The organism is Streptomyces sp. (genome assembly GCF_035563135.1).
Classification (GTDB): Bacteria; Actinomycetota; Actinomycetes; order Streptomycetales; family Streptomycetaceae; genus Streptomyces.
Genome location: NZ_DATMVN010000270.1, coordinates 1 through 18,427, shown reverse-complemented (window position 1 = coordinate 18,427; position 18,427 = coordinate 1). Strand labels below are relative to the sequence as shown.

At 69.5% G+C, this 18,427-nt stretch carries 17 protein-coding genes and 1 pseudogene; 17 read left to right on the top strand and 1 reads right to left on the bottom strand.

Annotated elements, in window-relative coordinates; all coding sequences use genetic code 11:
• Positions 1–726 (bottom strand): annotated as a pseudogene (locus VN520_RS11805) (PucR family transcriptional regulator); the annotation flags it as partial.
• 577 nt (positions 727–1,303) lie between these two features.
• On the opposite strand from VN520_RS11805, the gene VN520_RS11800 reads away from it, so the two are divergent.
• From VN520_RS11800 to VN520_RS11720, 17 genes are all read left to right on the top strand, one after another.
• Positions 1,304–1,942 carry a hypothetical protein gene (locus VN520_RS11800; RefSeq protein ID WP_325746836.1) on the top strand — a complete coding sequence of 213 codons (639 nt, stop codon included), beginning with the start codon at positions 1,304–1,306 and terminating at the stop codon, positions 1,940–1,942.
• Positions 1,943–2,224: 282 nt separating this feature from the next.
• Positions 2,225–3,706, top strand: coding sequence for a DUF6801 domain-containing protein (locus VN520_RS11795; protein WP_325746835.1), 1,482 nt, complete (start codon positions 2,225–2,227; stop codon positions 3,704–3,706).
• A gap of 71 nt (positions 3,707–3,777) precedes the next feature.
• The gene (locus VN520_RS11790) at positions 3,778–4,731 is read left to right on the top strand and encodes a hypothetical protein (RefSeq protein ID WP_325746834.1); all 954 of its coding nucleotides are present in this window, start codon (positions 3,778–3,780) and stop codon (positions 4,729–4,731) included.
• Positions 4,732–5,437: 706 nt separating this feature from the next.
• Positions 5,438–6,424, top strand: a complete 987-nt coding sequence (locus VN520_RS11785; protein ID WP_325746833.1) for an ABC transporter ATP-binding protein — start codon at positions 5,438–5,440, stop codon at positions 6,422–6,424.
• The gene (locus tag VN520_RS11780; protein WP_325746832.1) at positions 6,421–7,269 is read left to right on the top strand and encodes an ABC transporter permease; all 849 of its coding nucleotides are present in this window, start codon (positions 6,421–6,423) and stop codon (positions 7,267–7,269) included. Before VN520_RS11785 ends, VN520_RS11780 begins: the two co-directional genes overlap by 4 nt.
• Positions 7,270–7,272: 3 nt before the next feature.
• Positions 7,273–8,076, top strand: coding sequence for an ABC transporter permease (locus VN520_RS11775; protein WP_325746831.1), 804 nt, complete (start codon positions 7,273–7,275; stop codon positions 8,074–8,076).
• Positions 8,076–9,389: an MCE family protein gene (locus tag VN520_RS11770; RefSeq protein ID WP_325746830.1), complete on the top strand. Its 1,314-nt coding sequence runs from the start codon at positions 8,076–8,078 to the stop codon at positions 9,387–9,389. Before VN520_RS11775 ends, VN520_RS11770 begins: the two co-directional genes overlap by 1 nt.
• Positions 9,386–10,417, top strand: a complete 1,032-nt coding sequence (locus VN520_RS11765; RefSeq protein WP_325746829.1) for an MCE family protein — start codon at positions 9,386–9,388, stop codon at positions 10,415–10,417. The genes VN520_RS11770 and VN520_RS11765 overlap by 4 nt, the downstream gene beginning before the upstream one ends.
• On the top strand, positions 10,414–11,430 hold the full coding sequence (locus VN520_RS11760) for an MCE family protein (RefSeq protein ID WP_325746828.1): 1,017 nt from the start codon (positions 10,414–10,416) through the stop codon (positions 11,428–11,430). Before VN520_RS11765 ends, VN520_RS11760 begins: the two co-directional genes overlap by 4 nt.
• Before the next feature lies 1 nt (position 11,431).
• Entirely contained in the window at positions 11,432–12,580 is a 1,149-nt protein-coding gene (locus VN520_RS11755) for an MCE family protein (protein WP_325746827.1), read from the top strand.
• Positions 12,577–13,728: an MCE family protein gene (locus tag VN520_RS11750; RefSeq protein WP_325746826.1), complete on the top strand. Its 1,152-nt coding sequence runs from the start codon at positions 12,577–12,579 to the stop codon at positions 13,726–13,728. The genes VN520_RS11755 and VN520_RS11750 overlap by 4 nt, the downstream gene beginning before the upstream one ends.
• Positions 13,725–14,981, top strand: coding sequence for an MlaD family protein (locus tag VN520_RS11745; protein WP_325746825.1), 1,257 nt, complete (start codon positions 13,725–13,727; stop codon positions 14,979–14,981). Before VN520_RS11750 ends, VN520_RS11745 begins: the two co-directional genes overlap by 4 nt.
• The gene (locus tag VN520_RS11740) at positions 14,978–15,499 is read left to right on the top strand and encodes a hypothetical protein (protein ID WP_325746824.1); all 522 of its coding nucleotides are present in this window, start codon (positions 14,978–14,980) and stop codon (positions 15,497–15,499) included. The genes VN520_RS11745 and VN520_RS11740 overlap by 4 nt, the downstream gene beginning before the upstream one ends.
• The gene (locus VN520_RS11735) at positions 15,496–16,104 is read left to right on the top strand and encodes a hypothetical protein (protein ID WP_325746823.1); all 609 of its coding nucleotides are present in this window, start codon (positions 15,496–15,498) and stop codon (positions 16,102–16,104) included. Before VN520_RS11740 ends, VN520_RS11735 begins: the two co-directional genes overlap by 4 nt.
• A gap of 13 nt (positions 16,105–16,117) precedes the next feature.
• Positions 16,118–16,648, top strand: coding sequence for a hypothetical protein (locus VN520_RS11730; RefSeq protein WP_325746822.1), 531 nt, complete (start codon positions 16,118–16,120; stop codon positions 16,646–16,648).
• 34 nt (positions 16,649–16,682) lie between these two features.
• Positions 16,683–17,429: a hypothetical protein gene (locus VN520_RS11725; protein ID WP_325746821.1), complete on the top strand. Its 747-nt coding sequence runs from the start codon at positions 16,683–16,685 to the stop codon at positions 17,427–17,429.
• 19 nt (positions 17,430–17,448) lie between these two features.
• On the top strand, positions 17,449–18,427 hold a 979-nt coding region (locus tag VN520_RS11720), incomplete at its 3' end, for a lytic transglycosylase domain-containing protein (RefSeq protein ID WP_325746820.1).

Here is an 18,427-nt window from a genome sequence, read left to right as displayed (position 1 = left end):
GTCCACCGGCCCTGGGATCAGCAGGTGCGGCTGCGGGTCACCGGGGTCGATCAGGACGTCGTGGTCCGCGCTGATCCGGTCGAAGCCGGCCGGGGCGCGCACCGCGACGAGCGTGACCTGTTCGGGAAGCGTCCATCCGGTCTGCTCGCACAGCTCGGCGATGGCGCTGCGGGGTACGGGCCTGCCGGTGAGGATCAGATGCAGCAGCCGGCGGCGTACCGCCTCTCCCTGCTGGTCGGACTGGGCCTGCACCTCCAGGTAACCCTCGCGGGACAGCGACTCGAGCTCGTCGACGTACGCGAACAGCGCGTCGGCGAAGCTGAGCATCAGCGCCGGGGAGAAGTGGTGACTCCGGCCCACCTTCTTCGCCCGCCGCAGCGCGACCCGCGCGCCCAGCCGGTACGCACCCTGCAGAGCGTCCATGGTGCGGCCCTCGTACGCCTCGAACCTGCCGAATCTCCGGCACATGTCGTCGCGCAGCACCGTGGGGGCCGTGGGTTCGGCGACCAGGTCGACGAAGGAGGAAAGGCTCTGTTCGACACCCATCCGGATGGACGCGCCGTTGGGGCCGTTCAGCAGACGCGCGTATTCCGGATAGGCACGGGTCACTTCCATGCCTATCTCTTTGATCAGGCTCGGAAGTTCGGGCCGCATGATCGCGGCGAACTCCTGCGGGAGGGGCCCCAGCGGGTCTCCGGTGTCCAGCGGCTGGATAAGTCTCGGCATGACCGTCCCCTTGCTCTCCTGGGTCCGGCGTGGGGGGAGCATGTGGGGAAAGCGCTCCCACGGACCGACAGGTGTATACCAACATCGGCGCCGAAGATAGACCAAGTCGGGCGGAGTGCACACCGTCTGGACAGGATCCAATCGTAAAAGGTGCACAGGAGGGCCCTGTTGTGGTGCTTCGGTGCAGGTGGGGCGGGAAATACTCACTTCCGGACAATGTTTTCGGCCGTGAACCGTGTGGCGGGTGCCGCCGCGAGGCCGACGGCCGGGCCGGGCCGCGGCTGCGGACGTCCTGTCCCCTTCCCCGGGAATATTGCGCACCAAATGACAAGTGCACCGCGTGAATTAGTGACCTGTTGACGAGGAAAAAAACTTGCCGAACCAATCTTGACCCACAGGATTGTGTTCGAAGTTTCCCGCAAGTAACGTCACGCCCTGTCACAGAACGTGTGTGGCTGAACGAGCAGCACGGCCCCCACGCAACACGATTCATCGCGGCACTCCCTGCGCCTTTGCAGGAATTCGGGTGCTGTCCCCGCAACAGTGCGCTCGCACTGTCGAATCGGAGGAAATCACTGTGCGCAACTCTCTGAGAAAGATCGCGCTGGCGGCCGGTGCCGCCGCCGCAGCAGTCACGCTCGGCGCCACCACCGCCAGCGCCGGCGTCGCCGCTCCGACCTGGACCGTCAGCCCCGCGCCCTCGCCGGTGCCGGTCTCGGCCACCTCCACCGGCACCGTCTCGCTCAGCCTCAACGGCATCCCGCTGACCTGTACGTCATCGGCGGCCTCGGCCGTTCTGCAGAGCGCCTCCGGCACCTCGAACGTGACGGTCGGCACCATCGCCCCGCTGACCTGGAGCGGGTGCACCAGCCCGTTCGGGCCGGTGACGCCGACCGCCAACACCTCCCCGGCGTGGGCGCTGAAGGCGAACACCTACAGCGCCGGAACCACCACCGGGTACATCTCCGGTGTGAAGGCCACGCTGTCGGTTCTCACCTGCACCTTCACCGTGACGGGTAACGTCACGGCCTCCTACAGCAACTCCCTCGGCCAGCTCACGATCGGCAACAACGCCACCTACCAGCTGACCGTCGCGACCGCCTCCGCGGGCTGCGCCGGCATCGCGGCCGTGGGCCAGCACCCGACCTACACCGCCAAGTACAACGCGGTCAAGACCGGGACCACCACCAAGCCGACCATCGTGTACACCCCCTGATCCGGTCAGGAGCCCGGTGAAGGGCGACCGGGGATCGCACGGTGGGTCCGCCCGCCGTGCGATCCCCGTGCCTGACAGCCTGTGCCGGCCCCACCCGTTGCCGAATCGGAGAAGTCAACTGTGCGCAGGTTCTTCAGGGGCCCGCGACGGCGGCCGGCTCCGCCGTCGCCCCGGATGCTCTCCGCCGGCTCCGATCGCCGATACGTCCGCCCCGTGGGCGTCGACCGCACGCAGTACGTCCGGTCTGCCGGAGAGGGGACCTCGCCAGTGAGGGGTAGTCGTATGACGGGAACACGCAGGCGCACGGCGCGTGGCGCCGCGGTGGCCACGGCTGTGCTGCTCGGGGGGATGGTCCCCGGTGCTCAGGCCGCGCCCGGTGTGCAGGAGATCGTCACGGAGCTTGCCTCCACCTGCGACTTCCCTGAAGGGAAGCAGCCGGTGAAGGTCCGGACAGCCGTGGAAGTCCCCGAATCGGCTCAGGCCGGCCAGGTGATCCAGCCGGAGGGGATGGTGCTGGAGCTGACTCTGCCCGAGGAGGTGACGGCCGGCCTCGCGGACTCCGGAGCGGCGGCCGTGAGCGCGGAGGCACAGCTTCTGGTCGATGTCGCCCAGGAGGACCAGCACGCCCGGACGGAGTGGATCGGGACGACCGCCGAGCCGGCACCGGTCCCCGAGGCCGGCGGCCTGACACTGAGTACGGCGGGGAGCGTCCCCTATGTGAAACCCGGCGCGTCGGGTGACCTGTCGTTCAACGCCTCCGCCCTCTCGGTCGAACTGACCATGAAGAAGGCCGACGGCGCTCCGGCGGAACCGCCGGGTACCTCCGTGAGGTGCGTGGTGGACGCGGGCCAGGAGACGACCGTGGCGACGGTCGGCGTCGAGGGCGGTGATGCCGGGACGCCCACGCCCGGACCGTCCGCGTCCGACGAGTGGCCCGAGGGCGACGAGGAGCAGGGGCGACCCGTCGCGCCTGAGGTCGGGACAAGGGCGAAGGGGCCCGTGCCGGCTTCTGTGCCCCCGTGCGTCGGGGACCCGATGAACGAGGAAGGCCGCGACATGGTCACCTACGTCGCCGGCTACGCGAACGTGACCAAACTCGACGGCGCCACCAAATTCCCCCCTGCGTGCGCACGGATCCATACGTATGACGGCGACAACTATTTCGAGTACCCCTACGTACACGCGATCCTGAACGCGGCGATCGTGCTGGACTACCGGGGGAAGCCGCAGCTTCCGCCCACCACGGGGACGTTCCTGACGTTCGGGTTCATGCCGACGACCGCCACTCTCGAGATGACGCAGATTCCTCCCGAGGCCGGCTCCCCGGAGGACCGCAACGTGGTGTCCCACGGCGTCACAGATGTCCTCAACAGCGGTTTCACCAGGACCACCACCACCGTCGACATGGATTTCGTCCTCAGGCTGTACGACGTGAAGGTCAACGGTGTCGCGCTGGACGTGGGGAAGAACTGCCGTACGGAGCGGCCGTTCCGGCTCTCGCTCGCCGGCCTGGGGACCTGGGAGGCGGAGAAGGGAAACGAGGGCTACACCGTGGTGACAGGAGGGGAACTGACGGGGTCGGTGACGATCCCGCCCTTCGAGGGGTGCGGTGTGGATGAGGATCTGGACAGCGTCTTCACCGCCTCCCTGTCCGGATCTCCCGGATTCGTCAAGCAGGTACAGGGGGCGCCTTGTGTCCCCTCGACCGGTTCTGCCTGCACGCCTGAGCACCAGCCTCAGGACATCCCCAAGGCGACGCGCTGACCCTGCAGTCGCACCCGACCATCATGCCGATTACAGCAAACCCCAGCGGCTCCAACCGAATTGAGGGAACAATGGGATCTGCCTCGAAGACCTGGACCAAGGCCGCCGGTGCCGTCGCCGCGTCAGCCGCTTTGGTCATGCCCCTGACCGTGTCACCGGCCGGTGCCGCCACTGCGGCGGCCCAGCTCAGCGGCGGCTGGGCCCCGTTCGACCGCTGTCCGGTGGACGCCCCCGCCATGCTCGCGGCGGACGGCGACACCGACGTGCCCCTGTGCGTGACGTCCACCTCGCCCAACGGGACGATCAAGCTGGGCAACACCGAGGCGACGACCGGCTCGACGAATCTGCAGTTCGGTGTCATCCAGCACCCGGCGCAGGGGACCTACACGGTCGTCCCGCCGCCGGAAGGCTCCCTCGTCAGCGGCAGGACCACGATTCCCGGCGGCCTGCTCGGCATCATGTGCCCGAGCGACGTGCCGGTCGTCACCGCCGTGTGCGGCCAGATCACGAACGCGACCCTCAACAAGGTGACCGCCACCGTCGAATCCGCCGGCACGCCGACCGACTTCAGTCTGGTGGCGGGCATATCCTCCGGGCCGATCGTCACGCTGCCCGTCAAGATCCGGCTGGACAATCCGCTGCTCGGCTCCAAGTGCTACATAGGCAGTAACAGCAACCCCGTGGTCCTGCACCCCGGTAACCTGAGCATGCCGTCGCTGGCCGTCTCGAGGTTCAACGGTGACGGCACGGACAACCCGGACGAGGGCTCACTGATCCAGTTCGCTCTGTCCGGTGCCGGTCAGGGGGACAACCGGTTCTCCGTGCCGAAGGCCACCGGCTGCGGCCTCGGCGGCCTCCTCAGCTGGGCGATCGACCTCAAGGTCGGACTGCCCGCGGCGGCAGGGACCAGCAACCTCGTCCTGAACGACGCCAGGACCTCCACCATGGGTCTCACGGCCCCGGGCCTGTCGGTGCCCGACGCCGGTAAGGAGTTCGCCGAGAGCTGGCACTCCTCGGTGCAGTAGCCGAAAGGAGCTGCATGGGCGTCGCGTCCTGATTCTTGTCACTTCATGCGCCCACCGCTGACCGCCCATGAGCCCGCCCCGACCGAAGGAACCCTGGTCGGGGCGGGCTTCCGCATGTCGAAAACGGTTGCTGCGGCCGGTCACCTCCCTCCGGCAGGCATCACTTTTCGATAGGTTTCGTGCGCCGATCACTCACCGAGGAACAAGAAAAAGGGGTGGCTCGGCCGGCCCGGAGAAAATTGGTGAAGCGCTATTGCGGACTCAGGTTACCGACGCGTAGCGTCCCGCTTGAGCGGCTCGGAAACACATCCGTACCTGCTCGTTCGAAGCGCGTGGAGTCCTGGTGGCGCCCCCTTGGACCGGGATTCCTCCGGGAGTTCCTCCGGTCCTGCACCCTTCCGCCGGAGCGGGGTTCTCCCGATCGCCGGGGGTTCGCGGCTCCGGCCCTCCGGGCTGCGGGGCCCCGGTGCGCACGGAGAGCTTGCGCAGAATCCGACAAAGTCGCCGGACGGGTTTGTCATTCGGTGACAAGTGATCCACCCGGAGATCCACTTCCGGCGATTTCCGCTGTTCAACGGCTTGTCCTGGCGGATTCGGCGGACATAGCGTGCGCCTCCTGGTGCATGTGTGACGAGCCGTCCTTGTATGTACCGGAGCCGGAGCGCTGACAGATGAGGTCGTTCACCACCAATGCGAGGGAGGGCCGATGGGAATCGAAGTAGTCGTCGAAGGCCTGACGAAGTCCTTCGGCAAGCAGAACATCTGGCAGGACGTCAGTCTCACGCTGCCGGCCGGTGAGGTGAGCGTCATGCTCGGCCCTTCCGGTACCGGGAAGACCGTCTTCCTGAAATCCATCATCGGGTTGCTGAAGCCGGAAAAGGGCCGCGTCCTCATCAACGGCGTCGACATGGTGAACAGCCCCGAGCGCGACATCATGGAGACCCGCAAGCTGTTCGGGCTCATGTTCCAGGACGGTGCCCTCTTCGGCTCGATGTCGCTCTTCGACAACATCGCCTTCCCCTTGCGTGAACACACCCGCAAGCCGGAATCCGAGATCCGTCGCATCGTCATGGAGCGGATCGACATCGTCGGTCTGCTCGGCGCGGAGGGAAAGCTGCCGGGCGAGATCTCCGGTGGTATGCGCAAACGGGCCGGCCTCGCCCGTGCCCTCGTGCTGGACCCTCAGATCATCCTCTGCGACGAACCGGACTCCGGACTCGACCCGGTCCGCACGGCCTACCTCTCACAGCTCCTCATCGATCTCAACGCACAGATCGACGCGACGATGCTCATCGTCACCCACAACCTCGACATCGCGGCCACCGTCCCCGACAACATGGGCATGCTGTTCTGCCGCAACCTCGTCACCTTCGGCCCGCGCGAGGTTCTGCTCACCAGTGACACGCCCGTCGTCGCGCAGTTCCTCGCGGGACGCCGGGAAGGCCCCATCGGTATGTCCGAGGAGAAGGACGCGGCCACCCTGGCCGCCGAGCGGACGAACGGCACCGGGCACGGCCGTGCCGCCCCGCGCACCGTCGTACCCCAGCTGGAACCCTCACCCGGAATGCCCGTACGACAGGCGGCCCTGCGCCGCCGGGAGCGGGTCGTCTCCATGATGGGCCGGCTGCCGGAGGCCGCCCGTACGGCCATCATGAACAGCTACACGCCGACCTTGGACGGTGGGCGCCGATGACGGCACCGCTGCCCGTGCGCCCGCCCGGTCCGGCCACCGAAGAGGCGCGGGAGAGGACGCCGCGGCCAAGGAGGCCCTCGCGGCTCCTCGCCCCGCTGCGCCAGACCGGCCAGCTGTTCGCCCTCGCTCTGGCGGTCTCCCGGGCCGTCTTCCGACGGCCTTTCCAGGTGCGGGAGTTCATCGAGCAGTTCTGGTTCGTCGCCAGCGTCACCATCCTGCCCGCCGCCCTCGTCTCCATCCCGTTCGGCGCCGTCATCGCCCTCCAGGTCGGTTCCCTCACCGAGCAGCTGGGCGCCCAGTCCTTCACCGGCGGCGCGAGCGTCCTCGCCGTCATCCAGCAGGCCAGCCCGCTCATCGTGGCCCTGCTGATCGCCGGGGCGGCCGGCTCCGCCATCTGCGCCGACCTGGGTTCCCGCAAGATCCGCGAGGAGCTCGACGCGATGGAGGTCATGGGCGTCTCACCCATCCAGCGTCTCGTCGTCCCGCGCGTGCTGGCCACCATGTCCGTCGCCGTCCTGCTCAACGGGCTGGTCTCCGTCGTGGGCACGCTCGGCGGCTACTTCTTCAACGTGATCATGCAGGGCGGAACACCCGGCGCCTACCTCGCGAGCTTCTCCGCCCTCGCCCAGCTTCCCGACCTCTACATCGGCGAACTCAAGGCGCTCGTCTTCGGCTTCATCGCCGGCATCGTCGCCGCGTACCGGGGACTGAACCCACGCGGCGGTCCCAAGGGAGTGGGCGACGCGGTCAACCAGTCCGTCGTCATCACCTTCATGCTGCTGTTCGCCGTCAACATGGTCCTCACGGCGATCTACCTCCAGATCGTCCCCCCGAAGGGGGGCTGAGCGATGTCGGTGCTCGGCTGGCTGGACCGCTCCGGCGACCAGCTCACCTTCTACGTACGCGCCCTGATCTGGATCCCCAGGACCCTGCGCCGCTACCTCAGGGAGGTGCAGCGGCTCCTCGCCGAGGTCGCCTTCGGCAGCGGCGGTCTCGGGGTCGTCGGCGGAACCATCGGCGTGATGATCGCGATGACCCTCGCCACCGGCTCGGTCGTCGGCCTCCAGGGGTACGCCGCCCTCGACCAGATCGGCACCTCCGCCTTCACCGGCTTCATCTCCGCCTACTTCAACACCCGCGAGATCGCCCCGCTCGTCGCGGGTCTGGCCCTCTCCGCGACCGTCGGTGCCGGCTTCACGGCGCAGCTCGGCGCGATGCGGATCAACGAGGAGGTGGACGCGCTCGAAGCGATGGGCGTGCGCTCCATGCCCTACCTCGTCACCACGCGGATCATCGCCGGCGTGGTCGCCATCATCCCGCTGTACGCGATCGGGCTGCTCTCCTCCTACCTGGCGTCCCGCTACATCACCGTCCTGTTCAACGGGCAGTCGGCGGGCACCTACGACCACTACTTCAATCTCTTCCTCTCCCCGGACGACGTACTGCTGTCGGTGCTCAAGGTGCTGATCTTCAGCGTGCTGGTGATCCTCGCCCACTGCTACTACGGCTTCCACGCGACCGGCGGCCCCGCCGGAGTGGGCGTGGCCGTGGGCCGGTCGGTGCGCAACGCCATCGTGCTCATCAGCGTCACCGACTTCTTCCTCTCGCTCGCCATCTGGGGTGCGACGACCACGGTGAAGGTGGCCGGCTGATGTCCTCCTCCACGGCGCAGACGGTGCGCCGCAGACTCGCCGGCGTGGCCTTCGTGCTCGTGCCCGCCGTCCTCGTATGGGTCTCGGTCTCGGTGTACGAGAAGGACTTCACCGACGACGCCACCGTGACCGTACGCACCGGGAGCGTCGGCAACGAGATGCACGACAACGCCGAGGTGAAGCTGCGCGGCGTCGTGGTGGGCGAGGTGCGCCACATAGCGGCCGACGGCGACGGGGCCCGGCTCACCCTCGCGATCGAGCCGGACCGGCTCGACCGGATACCGGCCGATGTCACCGCGCAGATGCTGCCCACCACCCTCTTCGGGGAACGGTTCGTGGCCCTCGTGCCGCCCGCCGTCCCCTCCGTCGAGACCCTGCGGGCCGGGGCGGTGATCCCGCAGGACCGCTCCAGCAACGCGATCGAGCTGGAGGAGGTCCTCGACAACGTCCTGCCGATGCTGACCGCCGTCAAGCCGGAGAAGCTCGCCGCGACCCTGGGCGCCGTGTCCCAGGCACTCGGAGGACGCGGCGAGAAGCTCGGCGACACCCTGGTCACCCTCGACGCGCACCTGAAGGAGTTCAACCCCCAACTCCCCAAGCTCAACGCGGACATCAAGGAACTGGTCAAGGTCAGTCATGTCTACGCGGACGCCGCCCCCGACGTCCTGGACGCGCTCACCGACTTCACCACCACCAGCGGGACGATCGCCGAACAGCAGGCGGAACTCGCCGGCCTGTACGGGTCCACCACCGCCTCCGCCAACGACGTCACCGCCTTCCTGCGGAAGAACAAGGACAACCTCATCCGCCTCTCCGCCTCCGGCCGTCCGACGCTGGAACTCCTCGCGGAGTACTCCGACGCCTTCCCCTGCACCCTGCGCACCATGGCCGGGTTCGTCCCCGCCATGGACAAGGCGCTGGGCAAAGGCACCGACGAGCCGGGACTCCACGTCACCGTCAAGGCCGTGGAGTCCAAGGGCAAGTACGTGGCAGGCAAGGACACCCCGGTCTACGACGCCACCGGCGGCCCGCACTGCTACTCGGTGCCGTACACCGGCGGAGCGGTGCCGACTGCCGACGCGCGCAGGACCTTTGACCCGGAACGGGACACCGGTGACGCGGGAGCCCCCCGGGCACCCCGAGCGCCCGAAGCCGCCGACAGCGCGCTCGGCATGCCGAACTCCCCGCAGGAGAGCCGGCTCGTCAACGAACTCGTCGCCCCCTCACTCGAAGTCCAGCCGCGGTCCCTGCCCGACTGGAGCAGCGTGCTCATCGGTCCGGCCTTCCGCGGAGCGGAGGTGAAGCTCAAGTGAAGCGCCGTTCCCTCACGGGACCGCTCGTGAAATCCCTCGTCTTCGTCGTGGTGACCTCGCTGGCCACCACCGTCCTGGCGCTGTCCATCGCCGGCACCGGCGTCGGCGACACCACCTCGTACAAGGCCAGGTTCACCGACGCCACCGGACTGGTCGTCGGCGACAGCGTCAGGATCGCGGGCGTCAGGATCGGGCAGGTCGAGTCCATCCGGGTCGCCGACAGACGCCAGGCCGAAGTCGGCTTCGCCGTACGCAAGGGCCGCAGACTGCCCGCGTCGGTGACCGCGTCGATCAAGTACCTCAACATGGTCGGCCAGCGCTACATCGACCTCGGCCAGGGCGCCGGGCCCGTGGGGGCGGCCTTCAGGTCCGGGGCGACGATCCCGCTGTCGCGCACCACTCCCGCGCTCGACCTCACCCAGCTCTTCAACGGCTTCCAGCCCCTCTTCGAAGGGCTCTCCCCACCGGACGTCAACCAGCTCGCCGGCTCCATCGTGCAGGTCCTCCAGGGCGAGGGCGGCACCGTCGACAGCATCCTCTCCCACGTCGGATCACTGACCGGCACCGTCGCGGCCAAGGACAAGGTGATCGGTGAGGTGATCAAGAACCTCAACACGGTTCTCAAGACCGTCAACGACCGTGAGGCGGGTTTCGACGACCTCGTCCTCACCCTGGAGAAGCTCGTCAAGGGCTTCTCCGGCGACCGCGAACCGCTCGGCGACGCCGTCACGGCGATGGGGGCGCTCACCACCGTCACCGCGGACCTCCTGCAGGACGGCCGTGCGCCCCTGAAGAAGGACATCGCGGAGCTCGGGAGGCTCACCGGGCAGCTCGACAGGAACGCACCGAAGATCGAGAGCTTCCTGGAGAAGACGCCCGCCAAGATGGCGGCGATCACCCGTCTCACCTCCTACGGCTCCTGGCTCAACCTCTACCTGTGCGAGGCGAAGGTCGCCGGTGTGACGACCGAGGACGGCAGCGCCCCGCCCACCGGCATCACGATCGGCGGACCGAGGTGCACCGGATGAGGATCAGACCCGTACGGGAGCGCAACCCCGTCACCATCGGCGTCATCGGACTCCTCGTCCTGGCCCTGGCCGGGCTCGCCGCCTACCGCGCCGACGCCCTGCCCTTCATCGGCGGCGGCACCGCCTACAGCGCCGACTTCACCGAGTCCGCCGGGCTGGACGCCGGCGACGAGGTGCGGATCGCCGGCGTGAAGGTCGGAGAGGTCACCGGGGTCTCGCTGGACGGCGCCGAGGTGAAGGTCGACTTCGAGGTGAAGGACGCCTGGATCGGCAACGCCTCCACCGTCGGCATCGCCGTCAAGACCCTCCTGGGCGAGAAGTACCTCGCCGTCGACCCGCTCGGTGACGCGCCGCAGGACCCCGGCTCCCGCATCACGTCGAGCCGGACCACCTCCCCGTACGACGTCACCCAGGCGTTCAACGGACTCGGCGAGACCATCGAGGAGATCGACACCGCCCAGCTCGCCAAGAGCTTCGAGACCATCTCGGACACCTTCGAGAACTCACCGCCCGACGTGCGCAGCGCCGCGGAAGGGCTCTCCGCACTGTCCAGGACGGTCTCCGAGCGCGACGCACAGCTCGCCACCCTCCTCAAGGGCAGCAAGCAGCTCACCAGGACGCTCGCCACGAAGAAGAGCAGCTTCGAGACCCTCCTGGAGGACGGCAACCTGCTCCTCGGCGAGATCCAGGCCCGGCGCGACTCCATCCACCTGCTGCTCACCGGCACCCGCGACCTGGGCACCCAGCTCACCGGTCTCGTCACCGACAACGACAAGCAGTTGCAGCCCACGCTCGAATCGCTGGGCCGGGTCACCACCGTCCTGGTGAAGAACCGCAAGAGCCTCGACAAGGTGCTCTCCATGGCCGGCGCGTACAACCGGCTCGTCGGCAACACCCTCGGCAACGGCCGCTGGTTCGACAACTACGTCTGCGGGGTCGTCCCCGAGAACTACCTCCCGAAGGACACACCCCCCGAGAACGACTGCATGCCGCCGAAGCAGGGGGGCCGCTGACATGAGACGCACCCGCATCATCGGCATCGGAGCCGGCCTCGCCGTCGTGGCCGTGGCCGTCGGCTCGGGCGTGACGGCCATGGACCAGGAGGGCACGACCACCATCACCGCCTACTTCGACCGGGCCACCGGTGTGTACCCCGGGTCGGACCTGCGGATCCTCGGGGTCAGGGCGGGCACCGTCGAAACGGTGGAACCGCGCGGCGAGGAGGTCCGGATCACCCTGCGGCTCGACAAGGGGATCAAGGTCCCCGCGGACGCGCACGCCGTCGTCGTCGCTCCCAGCCTCGTCGCCGACCGGTACGTCCAGCTCGCTCCGGCCTACACCGGGGGAGCGCAACTGGAGGGCGGAGCCGTCCTGCCCGCCGCGGACAACGCCATGCCCATCGAGGTGGACCAGCTCTACGAGTCGATCACGGAGCTCTCCACGGCCCTCGGCCCCGACGGTGCCAACGCCGGCGGAGCGCTCTCCGAACTCCTCGCGACAGGCTCCAGGAACCTCAAGGGCAACGGAGAGGCCATCGGGGACTCGATCGAACAGTTCGGCAAGGCGACGAAGACGCTCGACAGGAGCAGCGGCAACCTCTTCGACACGCTCTCCCACCTCCAGACCTTCACCACCATGCTGAAGGAGAAGGACAGCGAGGTGCGGACAGCGGAGCAGCAGCTCAACTCCGTCACCGGCTTCCTCGCCGACGACAAGGAGAATCTCAGCGCGGCGCTGAAGGAGCTCGGCACCGCACTCGGCCAGGTCAAGAGCTTCATCCAGAAGAACCGCGGCGCCCTGAAGAAGAACGTGGACCTCCTGGTGCCGCTCACCCGGACCCTGGTCGACCGGCGCGCCTCGCTCGCCGAGTCGCTCGACACGCTGCCGCTCGCCGCAGGCAACGTGCTCAACGCCTACGACCCGGGCAACCGCACCCTCAACGGGCGTACGAACCTCAACGAGCTGTCCATGGGCGGCCCGCTCGTCGAAGCCGGGACGGGAACCGCCGGCCTCGAAGGGCTGGCCCCGGTGGACGCCACCAGGCAGAAGGCTCTGCCCGTCCTGCCGCTGCCCGCAGTCGGCACCGTCTACGGCACCCCGGCGGACCCCGGGACCACGAAGAAGAAGGCCGGTACGGGCGAGAAGAAGGAAGTGGACCGATGAGCCCCGCCCTGCGCGGACCCGGTACCCGTGCGGTCACGGGCCTCGGCGCCCTGGCCGCCGCAGGCCTCGGCTTCGTGCTCGTCGCCACGACCGTCGGTCTGCCGTCGTTCGGAGGCATCGGCGGGGTCCCCCTGCCCGGTGGCGCGGACCTCGGCGACCACCCGTACGAGATCACCGCCGAGTTCGGGGACGTCCTCAGCCTCGCACCGCAGTCGTCCGTCAAGGTCAACGACGTGGCCGTGGGCCGGGTCACCGAGATCTCCCTCACTCCGGGCAGCTGGACCGCCGAGGTGACCATGCGCGTCAACGGGAAGATCAAGATGCCGGCCAACGCCTACGCCCACCTCGAACAGTCCAGCCTCCTCGGTGAGAAGTACGTCCAGCTGTCACCGCCCGCCGAAGGCACGGCCGAGGGCTCACTGTCCGACGGGGACCGGATCCCGCTCGTCCGCACCAACCGCAACCCCGAGGTCGAAGAGGTCTTCGGCGCCCTGTCCATGCTCCTCAACGGCGGCGGCATCGCCCAGCTGAAGACCATCACCACCGAGCTCAACAAGGCACTGGCCGGACAGGAACCCCAGATCCGCTCGATGCTGAGCCGCGTCGACACGCTGGTCACCAACCTGGACACCCACAAGGGGGACATCACCGACGCGCTCGACGGCGTCAACCGGCTGGCCGCCACGCTCGCCACCCGCAAACAGGACGTCGGAACCGTCCTCACCGGACTCAGTCCGGGCCTGAAGGTCCTGGAGAAGCAGCGCGGATCGCTCCTCACCATGCTGCGCTCGCTCGACACGCTCTCCACCGTCGCCGTCGACACGGTCAACAGGAGCAAAGCGGACATGATCGCCGACCTCAAGGCTCTCGCCCCTACCCTCACGGCGCTCGCCGACTCCGGGGACGACCTCCCCGACTCCCTGCAGGTGCTGCTCACCTACCCGTTCACGGACGAGGTGCTGCGCGGTGTGAAGGGCGACTACCTCAACGTCTACCTGGACGTCACCGCCATGCCCGGCACACAGATCATCCCCGCACTCACCCCGGACGCCCCGGCCGCGTCCGGGACCCGGCAGGAGTCCGGCCCGGCACTGCCCCTGCCGCTCCCGTCGGTCACCGCACCCGGTACGGAGGGCACCCCCCGATGATCACCCCCACCATCCGGCTCAAGAACATCGCCTTCCTGATCATCGCGGTGCTCGTCCTCGGCCACCTGGGCGTCCGGTACGCCGACCTCGGCCACTACGTGGGTCTGCGCAGCTACTACACCGTGAAAGTGCAACTTCCTCGGACAGGCGGACTGTTCACCCACTCCAACATCACCTACCGGGGCGTCTCCGTCGGCCGGGTCGGCCCGATCGAGCTCACCGACGACGGCGTCGAGGCCGAACTGCGCATCGAGAACGACGCGCCACCCATCCCCGACAGCCTGCACGCCGTCGTCGCCGGCCTCTCCGCGGTCGGCGAGCAGTACATCGACCTGCGGCCCACCCGCAAGGACGGCCCTTTCCTGGAGAACGGCTCGGTCATCGACCAGGCCGACACCACCATTCCCGCGCCTGTCACCGATGTCCTCACCAGCGTCAACGACCTCACCGCCTCCGTCGACACCGAAGCTCTGCGCACCGTGGTCGAGGAATTCGGCGCGGCGTTCGAGGGACGCGGCGACGACCTCCAGATCCTGCTCGACACCGGCAGCGAGTTCGTCGACGCCGCCGACGAGGCCCTGCCGACCACCACCAGACTGATGGCGGACGGTGAGACGGTCCTGCGCACCCAGGCCGAACAGGGCGAAGCACTCAAGGGATTCGCGTCCGGAGCCGAGGAACTCGCCGCCGAACTCAAGGGATCCGACACCGACCTGCGCCGGCTGATCGCGACGGCGCCCGGAGCCGCCGCCCAGATCAGCGGGCTGCTGCGCGACCTCGAACCCGGCTTCGGAGTCGTGGTCGCGAACCTCCTCACCACCTCCGAGGTCGCCGTCACCCGCCAACGGGGTCTGGAGGAACTGCTGGTGAAGGTTCCCGCGGTCGCGGCGGCCGGGGCGAGCATCATCGACGAGGACGGGGACGCCCGGTTCGGGATGTCCGTCACCTTCTTCGAGCCCCTGCCCTGCACCGCCGGATACGGCTCCACCACCTACCGCCCCGGCAAGGACGTGTCGCCCGCTCCCTCGGTCAACACCGAGGCGCGCTGCGCATCCTCACCCGGCAGCGGCATCAATGTCCGCGGCAGCGCCAACGCGCCCGGGGGCGGTGGCGTGCCGAAACCGGCGGAGCCCGGCTCCCTGCTCCCCGGCTCCGGCCCGGACGGGCTGCCCGGAGCCCTCGGCGCCACCGGGGACACCGGGCACACGGCCGGCGGCATGGCCGGCCTGCTGGGCCTGGGAGGCGGCGCGTGAACGCCCGTACCAGGAGCCTGAGCGGATGGGCCGTCATGCTCGCGGCCGTGCTGGTCTGCGCACTCGGAGGCTGGTCCTACGCGCAGGCGCGCGGTGACGACACCCTGGCGTACGCCAAGGCGCGTGACGCCGCGCTCGCCGACGGCAGGAACCGCCTCGCGCGGCTGAACAGCATGGACGGCAGGAGCGCCGCGAGTGTGAGATCGGGGCTCACGGCCTGGCTCGCCGCCTCCACGGGGCCGCTGCACGACCGGCTGGGGAGCAACCGGAAGAAGGACACCGCCGAGCTCACCGAAACGGGGGCCACCGCCCGCGGCAAGGTCACGGACGCGGCGCTCACCGCACTCGACGAACGGGCCGGCACGGCGGCACTGATCGCCACCGTGGACGTCGAGATCACTCCGCGCACCGGCAAGGGCGGCACGGAACGCAAACGCTTCGAGGCGACCCTGGCGCGCACCTCGGACGGCTGGAAGATCAAGGCACTGGACGCGATACCGGCCGGGAGCGGCGGATGAGACGGACCACGGACACCACGATCGAAGACCCCTCGCATACGGACCCGGACGCAGCCGTACGGGACGAAGAGGCAGACGCGGTCCGGCAACCGGGCACGCGGCGCCGTGCATCCCGACGCCGCTCTCTCGCCTCGTTACCGGTCCTCGCCCTGCTGGCCGCCGGCGCCGTGTTCTTCGTCGAGGCGCAGCAGTTGCGGGACACCCCCGCCACCGCGAACCGCGCGCTCACCGACACCGCGGAGACCACCCGGGTCGCGGGCGACGTCAGCAGTGCGCTGGGCAAGGTCTTCTCGTACAGCCCGCAGAGCACCGCCGTCACCAAGGAGGCGGCGAAGCGCCTCCTGGCGGGAAAGGCGCTGAAGCAGTACGCGGCGCTGTTCGGCCAGGTCGAGAAGCAGGCGGCCGACCAGAAGCTCACGCTCACCTCGCAGGCCGTACGCGCCGGGGTCACCCGGCTCGGCACCGGCAGCGCCCACCTCCTCGTCTTCCTCGACCAGGTGTACGAGCGCGAGGGGAAGGCCGCCACCACGGCGGCGGCCCAGCTCTCGGTGACGGCGGAACTGCGCGGCGGCCGCTGGGTCATCGTCGACATCACCTCCAGGTAGGGGAGAGGCACCCATGGCACGGCTAGGGACGACGGGGAATCCGCTGGTGGTGGCGGCGATCGCGCTGACGGTCGCGGCGGCCGGCACGGCGGGCTGGGGCGGCTGGTCGCACTACGAGGCGGCGCACGACGATTCGGCGGCCTACGCCCAGGCCCGCGACGACGCCCTGGCCGCGGGGGAGCAGGCCGTGCAGAACATGAACACGCTCGACCACACGCAGCTGGAGAAGGGGCTCGACCGCTGGGAGGACTCGACCACCGGCGACCTGCACCGGCAACTCGTCGACGGGAGGGAGGCGTTCGTCGAACAGATCGAGGCGGCCAGGACCGTCAGCACCGCCGAGATCCTGTCGGGAGCGGTGACCGAGCTCGACGACAGGGCCGGCAAGGCGGGGGTGATGGTGGCGCTGCGGGTCACGGTGACCGCTCCGGAGGGGAAGCCCGCGGTGAAGGAGAGCCGGATGCTCGGCCGGCTGACCCGTACCTCCGACGGATGGAAGCTCAGCGCCCTCGGACAGGCGCCCGTCGGCAACACCGCCGGCTGAACCCCCGACCGCCCCGCCCGAGAGGACCACCCCCATGTCGACGACCCGACACCTCGTCAACCGCCGCCGCCGGCTCGCCGCCGTCTCCGCGGCCCCGCCCCGCTCGGCCACGGCCCGGGAGAAGGAGCCCCAGTCGGCGGACCCCACCGGGGCGGCACCGGAGAACGCCGCCGGAGCTGCCGACGGACCCGCCGGCGAACCGGCCGACGCAGTCCTCGCGGTGGAGGAGCCGGCCGGGGACGGACCTCCGCGCACCGGGCCGCCCCGCCACCGCATCCGGCTCCCCGCCGCGCTCTGTGCGGCCACCGTCCTCCTCGGAGCGTTCGCCGCATGGTCGTTCACCTCGGCCGCGGAGCTGCGCGACGACCCCGCCCGGCAGAACACGGCCCTCACCGACATCAGCCGGACCAGCGAGGTGAAGGGACAGATCACCGAGGCCGTGGGCGCGGTCTTCTCCTACAGCTACGCCGCGCCCGGCACATCCGACCTGGCCGCGCGGAAACACCTGACCGGCAAGGCCGTCCAGCAGCACAAGGACATGCTCGCCGAGGTACGGGCGCAGGCGCCGAAGCAGAAACTCGTGCTCACCACGACCGTCACCGAGAGCGGCGTCGAACAGCTCGACGGCGACCGGGCCCGGCTGCTGGTCTTCGCCGACCAGAGCAACACCCGTACCGGCAAGGAGGAGGAGACGACGTACGCGGCCGCCATGTTCGCCGTGGACGCCGTGCACCGCGATGGCACCTGGCGGATCGCGGCCATCGACACGTTCACCCGATGACCCGGGAGAGGGAGGACACATGAGGTTCAACGGAAGCATGCGCCGCGGGCTCAGCGGCACGGCCACCGCCGTCGCCGCCATGGCGGCGCTCACCGCGTCCCAGGCCCCCGGGCTCGTCGGCGACGGCACGGCGGACGACACGAAGAACGTCGCGTCGGACGACATCGTCTGGTCCGAAGTGCCCAACGACGACAGCTACCACACCGAGCTGCCCCCGCTGGAGTCACCGGAGCCGCCGAAGAGCACGGGGAGGAAGCCCGGCCCCGTCGTCGACCGGACCCGGGCGGAGGCGGGCATCCCCGCCACCGTCCTCGTCGCCTACCGCAAGGCACAGAGCGTCCTCGGCCGCACCGACCCCGGCTGCCGGCTGCCCTGGCAGTTGCTCGCGGCCATCGGCAAGGTGGAGTCGGGCCACGCGGGCGGAGGAAGGGTGGACGCCGCCGGCACCACGCCGACCCCGATCCTCGGCCCCGTCCTCAACGGCATGGGCTTCGCCGACATCCGGGACACGGACGGCGGTGTGTACGACGGCGACACCCGGTACGACCGGGCGGTAGGCCCGATGCAGTTCATCCCGTCCACCTGGGCGCACTGGGGCAGGGACGGGAACGGCGACGGGCGCAAGGACCCCGGCAACATCCACGACGCGGCTCTCGCGGCCGGCCACTACCTCTGCGCCGGGCCGCGTGACCTCTCGGTGAGCGGTGACCTCGACCGCGCGATCCTCAGTTACAACCACTCGGGCACCTATCTGCGTACGGTCCTGTCCTGGCTGGAGTTCTACCGCAAGGGTGTCCACCCCGTCGCCGACGGCACGGGCGTGATCCCGAAGAGCCCCGGCGCGGGAGGCCCCCGCGCTCCCGAGGCCCCGGTCAAGGACCCCGGCAGCCCGAGCGGCCCCGGCCAGGGCGGCGGCGGCATCATCATCGGCCCGCAGCCCAGCGGCACACCGGGGCCGTCCACCCCGCCCTCACCCAGGCCCACTCCCACGGACTCCG

Bases quoted from the DNA above. Each gene is read 5' to 3' on its own strand.
- VN520_RS11795 (WP_325746835.1), top strand. From the start codon at position 2,225: ATGACGGGAACACGCAGGCGCACGGCGCGTGGCGCCGCGGTGGCCACG.
- VN520_RS11790 (WP_325746834.1), top strand. From the start codon at position 3,778: ATGGGATCTGCCTCGAAGACCTGGACCAAGGCCGCCGGTGCCGTCGCC.
- VN520_RS11785 (WP_325746833.1), top strand. From the start codon at position 5,438: ATGGGAATCGAAGTAGTCGTCGAAGGCCTGACGAAGTCCTTCGGCAAG.
- VN520_RS11780 (WP_325746832.1), top strand. From the start codon at position 6,421: ATGACGGCACCGCTGCCCGTGCGCCCGCCCGGTCCGGCCACCGAAGAG.
- VN520_RS11775 (WP_325746831.1), top strand. From the start codon at position 7,273: ATGTCGGTGCTCGGCTGGCTGGACCGCTCCGGCGACCAGCTCACCTTC.
- VN520_RS11770 (WP_325746830.1), top strand. From the start codon at position 8,076: ATGTCCTCCTCCACGGCGCAGACGGTGCGCCGCAGACTCGCCGGCGTG.
- VN520_RS11760 (WP_325746828.1), top strand. From the start codon at position 10,414: ATGAGGATCAGACCCGTACGGGAGCGCAACCCCGTCACCATCGGCGTC.
- VN520_RS11755 (WP_325746827.1), top strand. From the start codon at position 11,432: ATGAGACGCACCCGCATCATCGGCATCGGAGCCGGCCTCGCCGTCGTG.
- VN520_RS11750 (WP_325746826.1), top strand. From the start codon at position 12,577: ATGAGCCCCGCCCTGCGCGGACCCGGTACCCGTGCGGTCACGGGCCTC.
- VN520_RS11745 (WP_325746825.1), top strand. From the start codon at position 13,725: ATGATCACCCCCACCATCCGGCTCAAGAACATCGCCTTCCTGATCATC.
- VN520_RS11735 (WP_325746823.1), top strand. From the start codon at position 15,496: ATGAGACGGACCACGGACACCACGATCGAAGACCCCTCGCATACGGAC.
- VN520_RS11730 (WP_325746822.1), top strand. From the start codon at position 16,118: ATGGCACGGCTAGGGACGACGGGGAATCCGCTGGTGGTGGCGGCGATC.
- VN520_RS11725 (WP_325746821.1), top strand. From the start codon at position 16,683: ATGTCGACGACCCGACACCTCGTCAACCGCCGCCGCCGGCTCGCCGCC.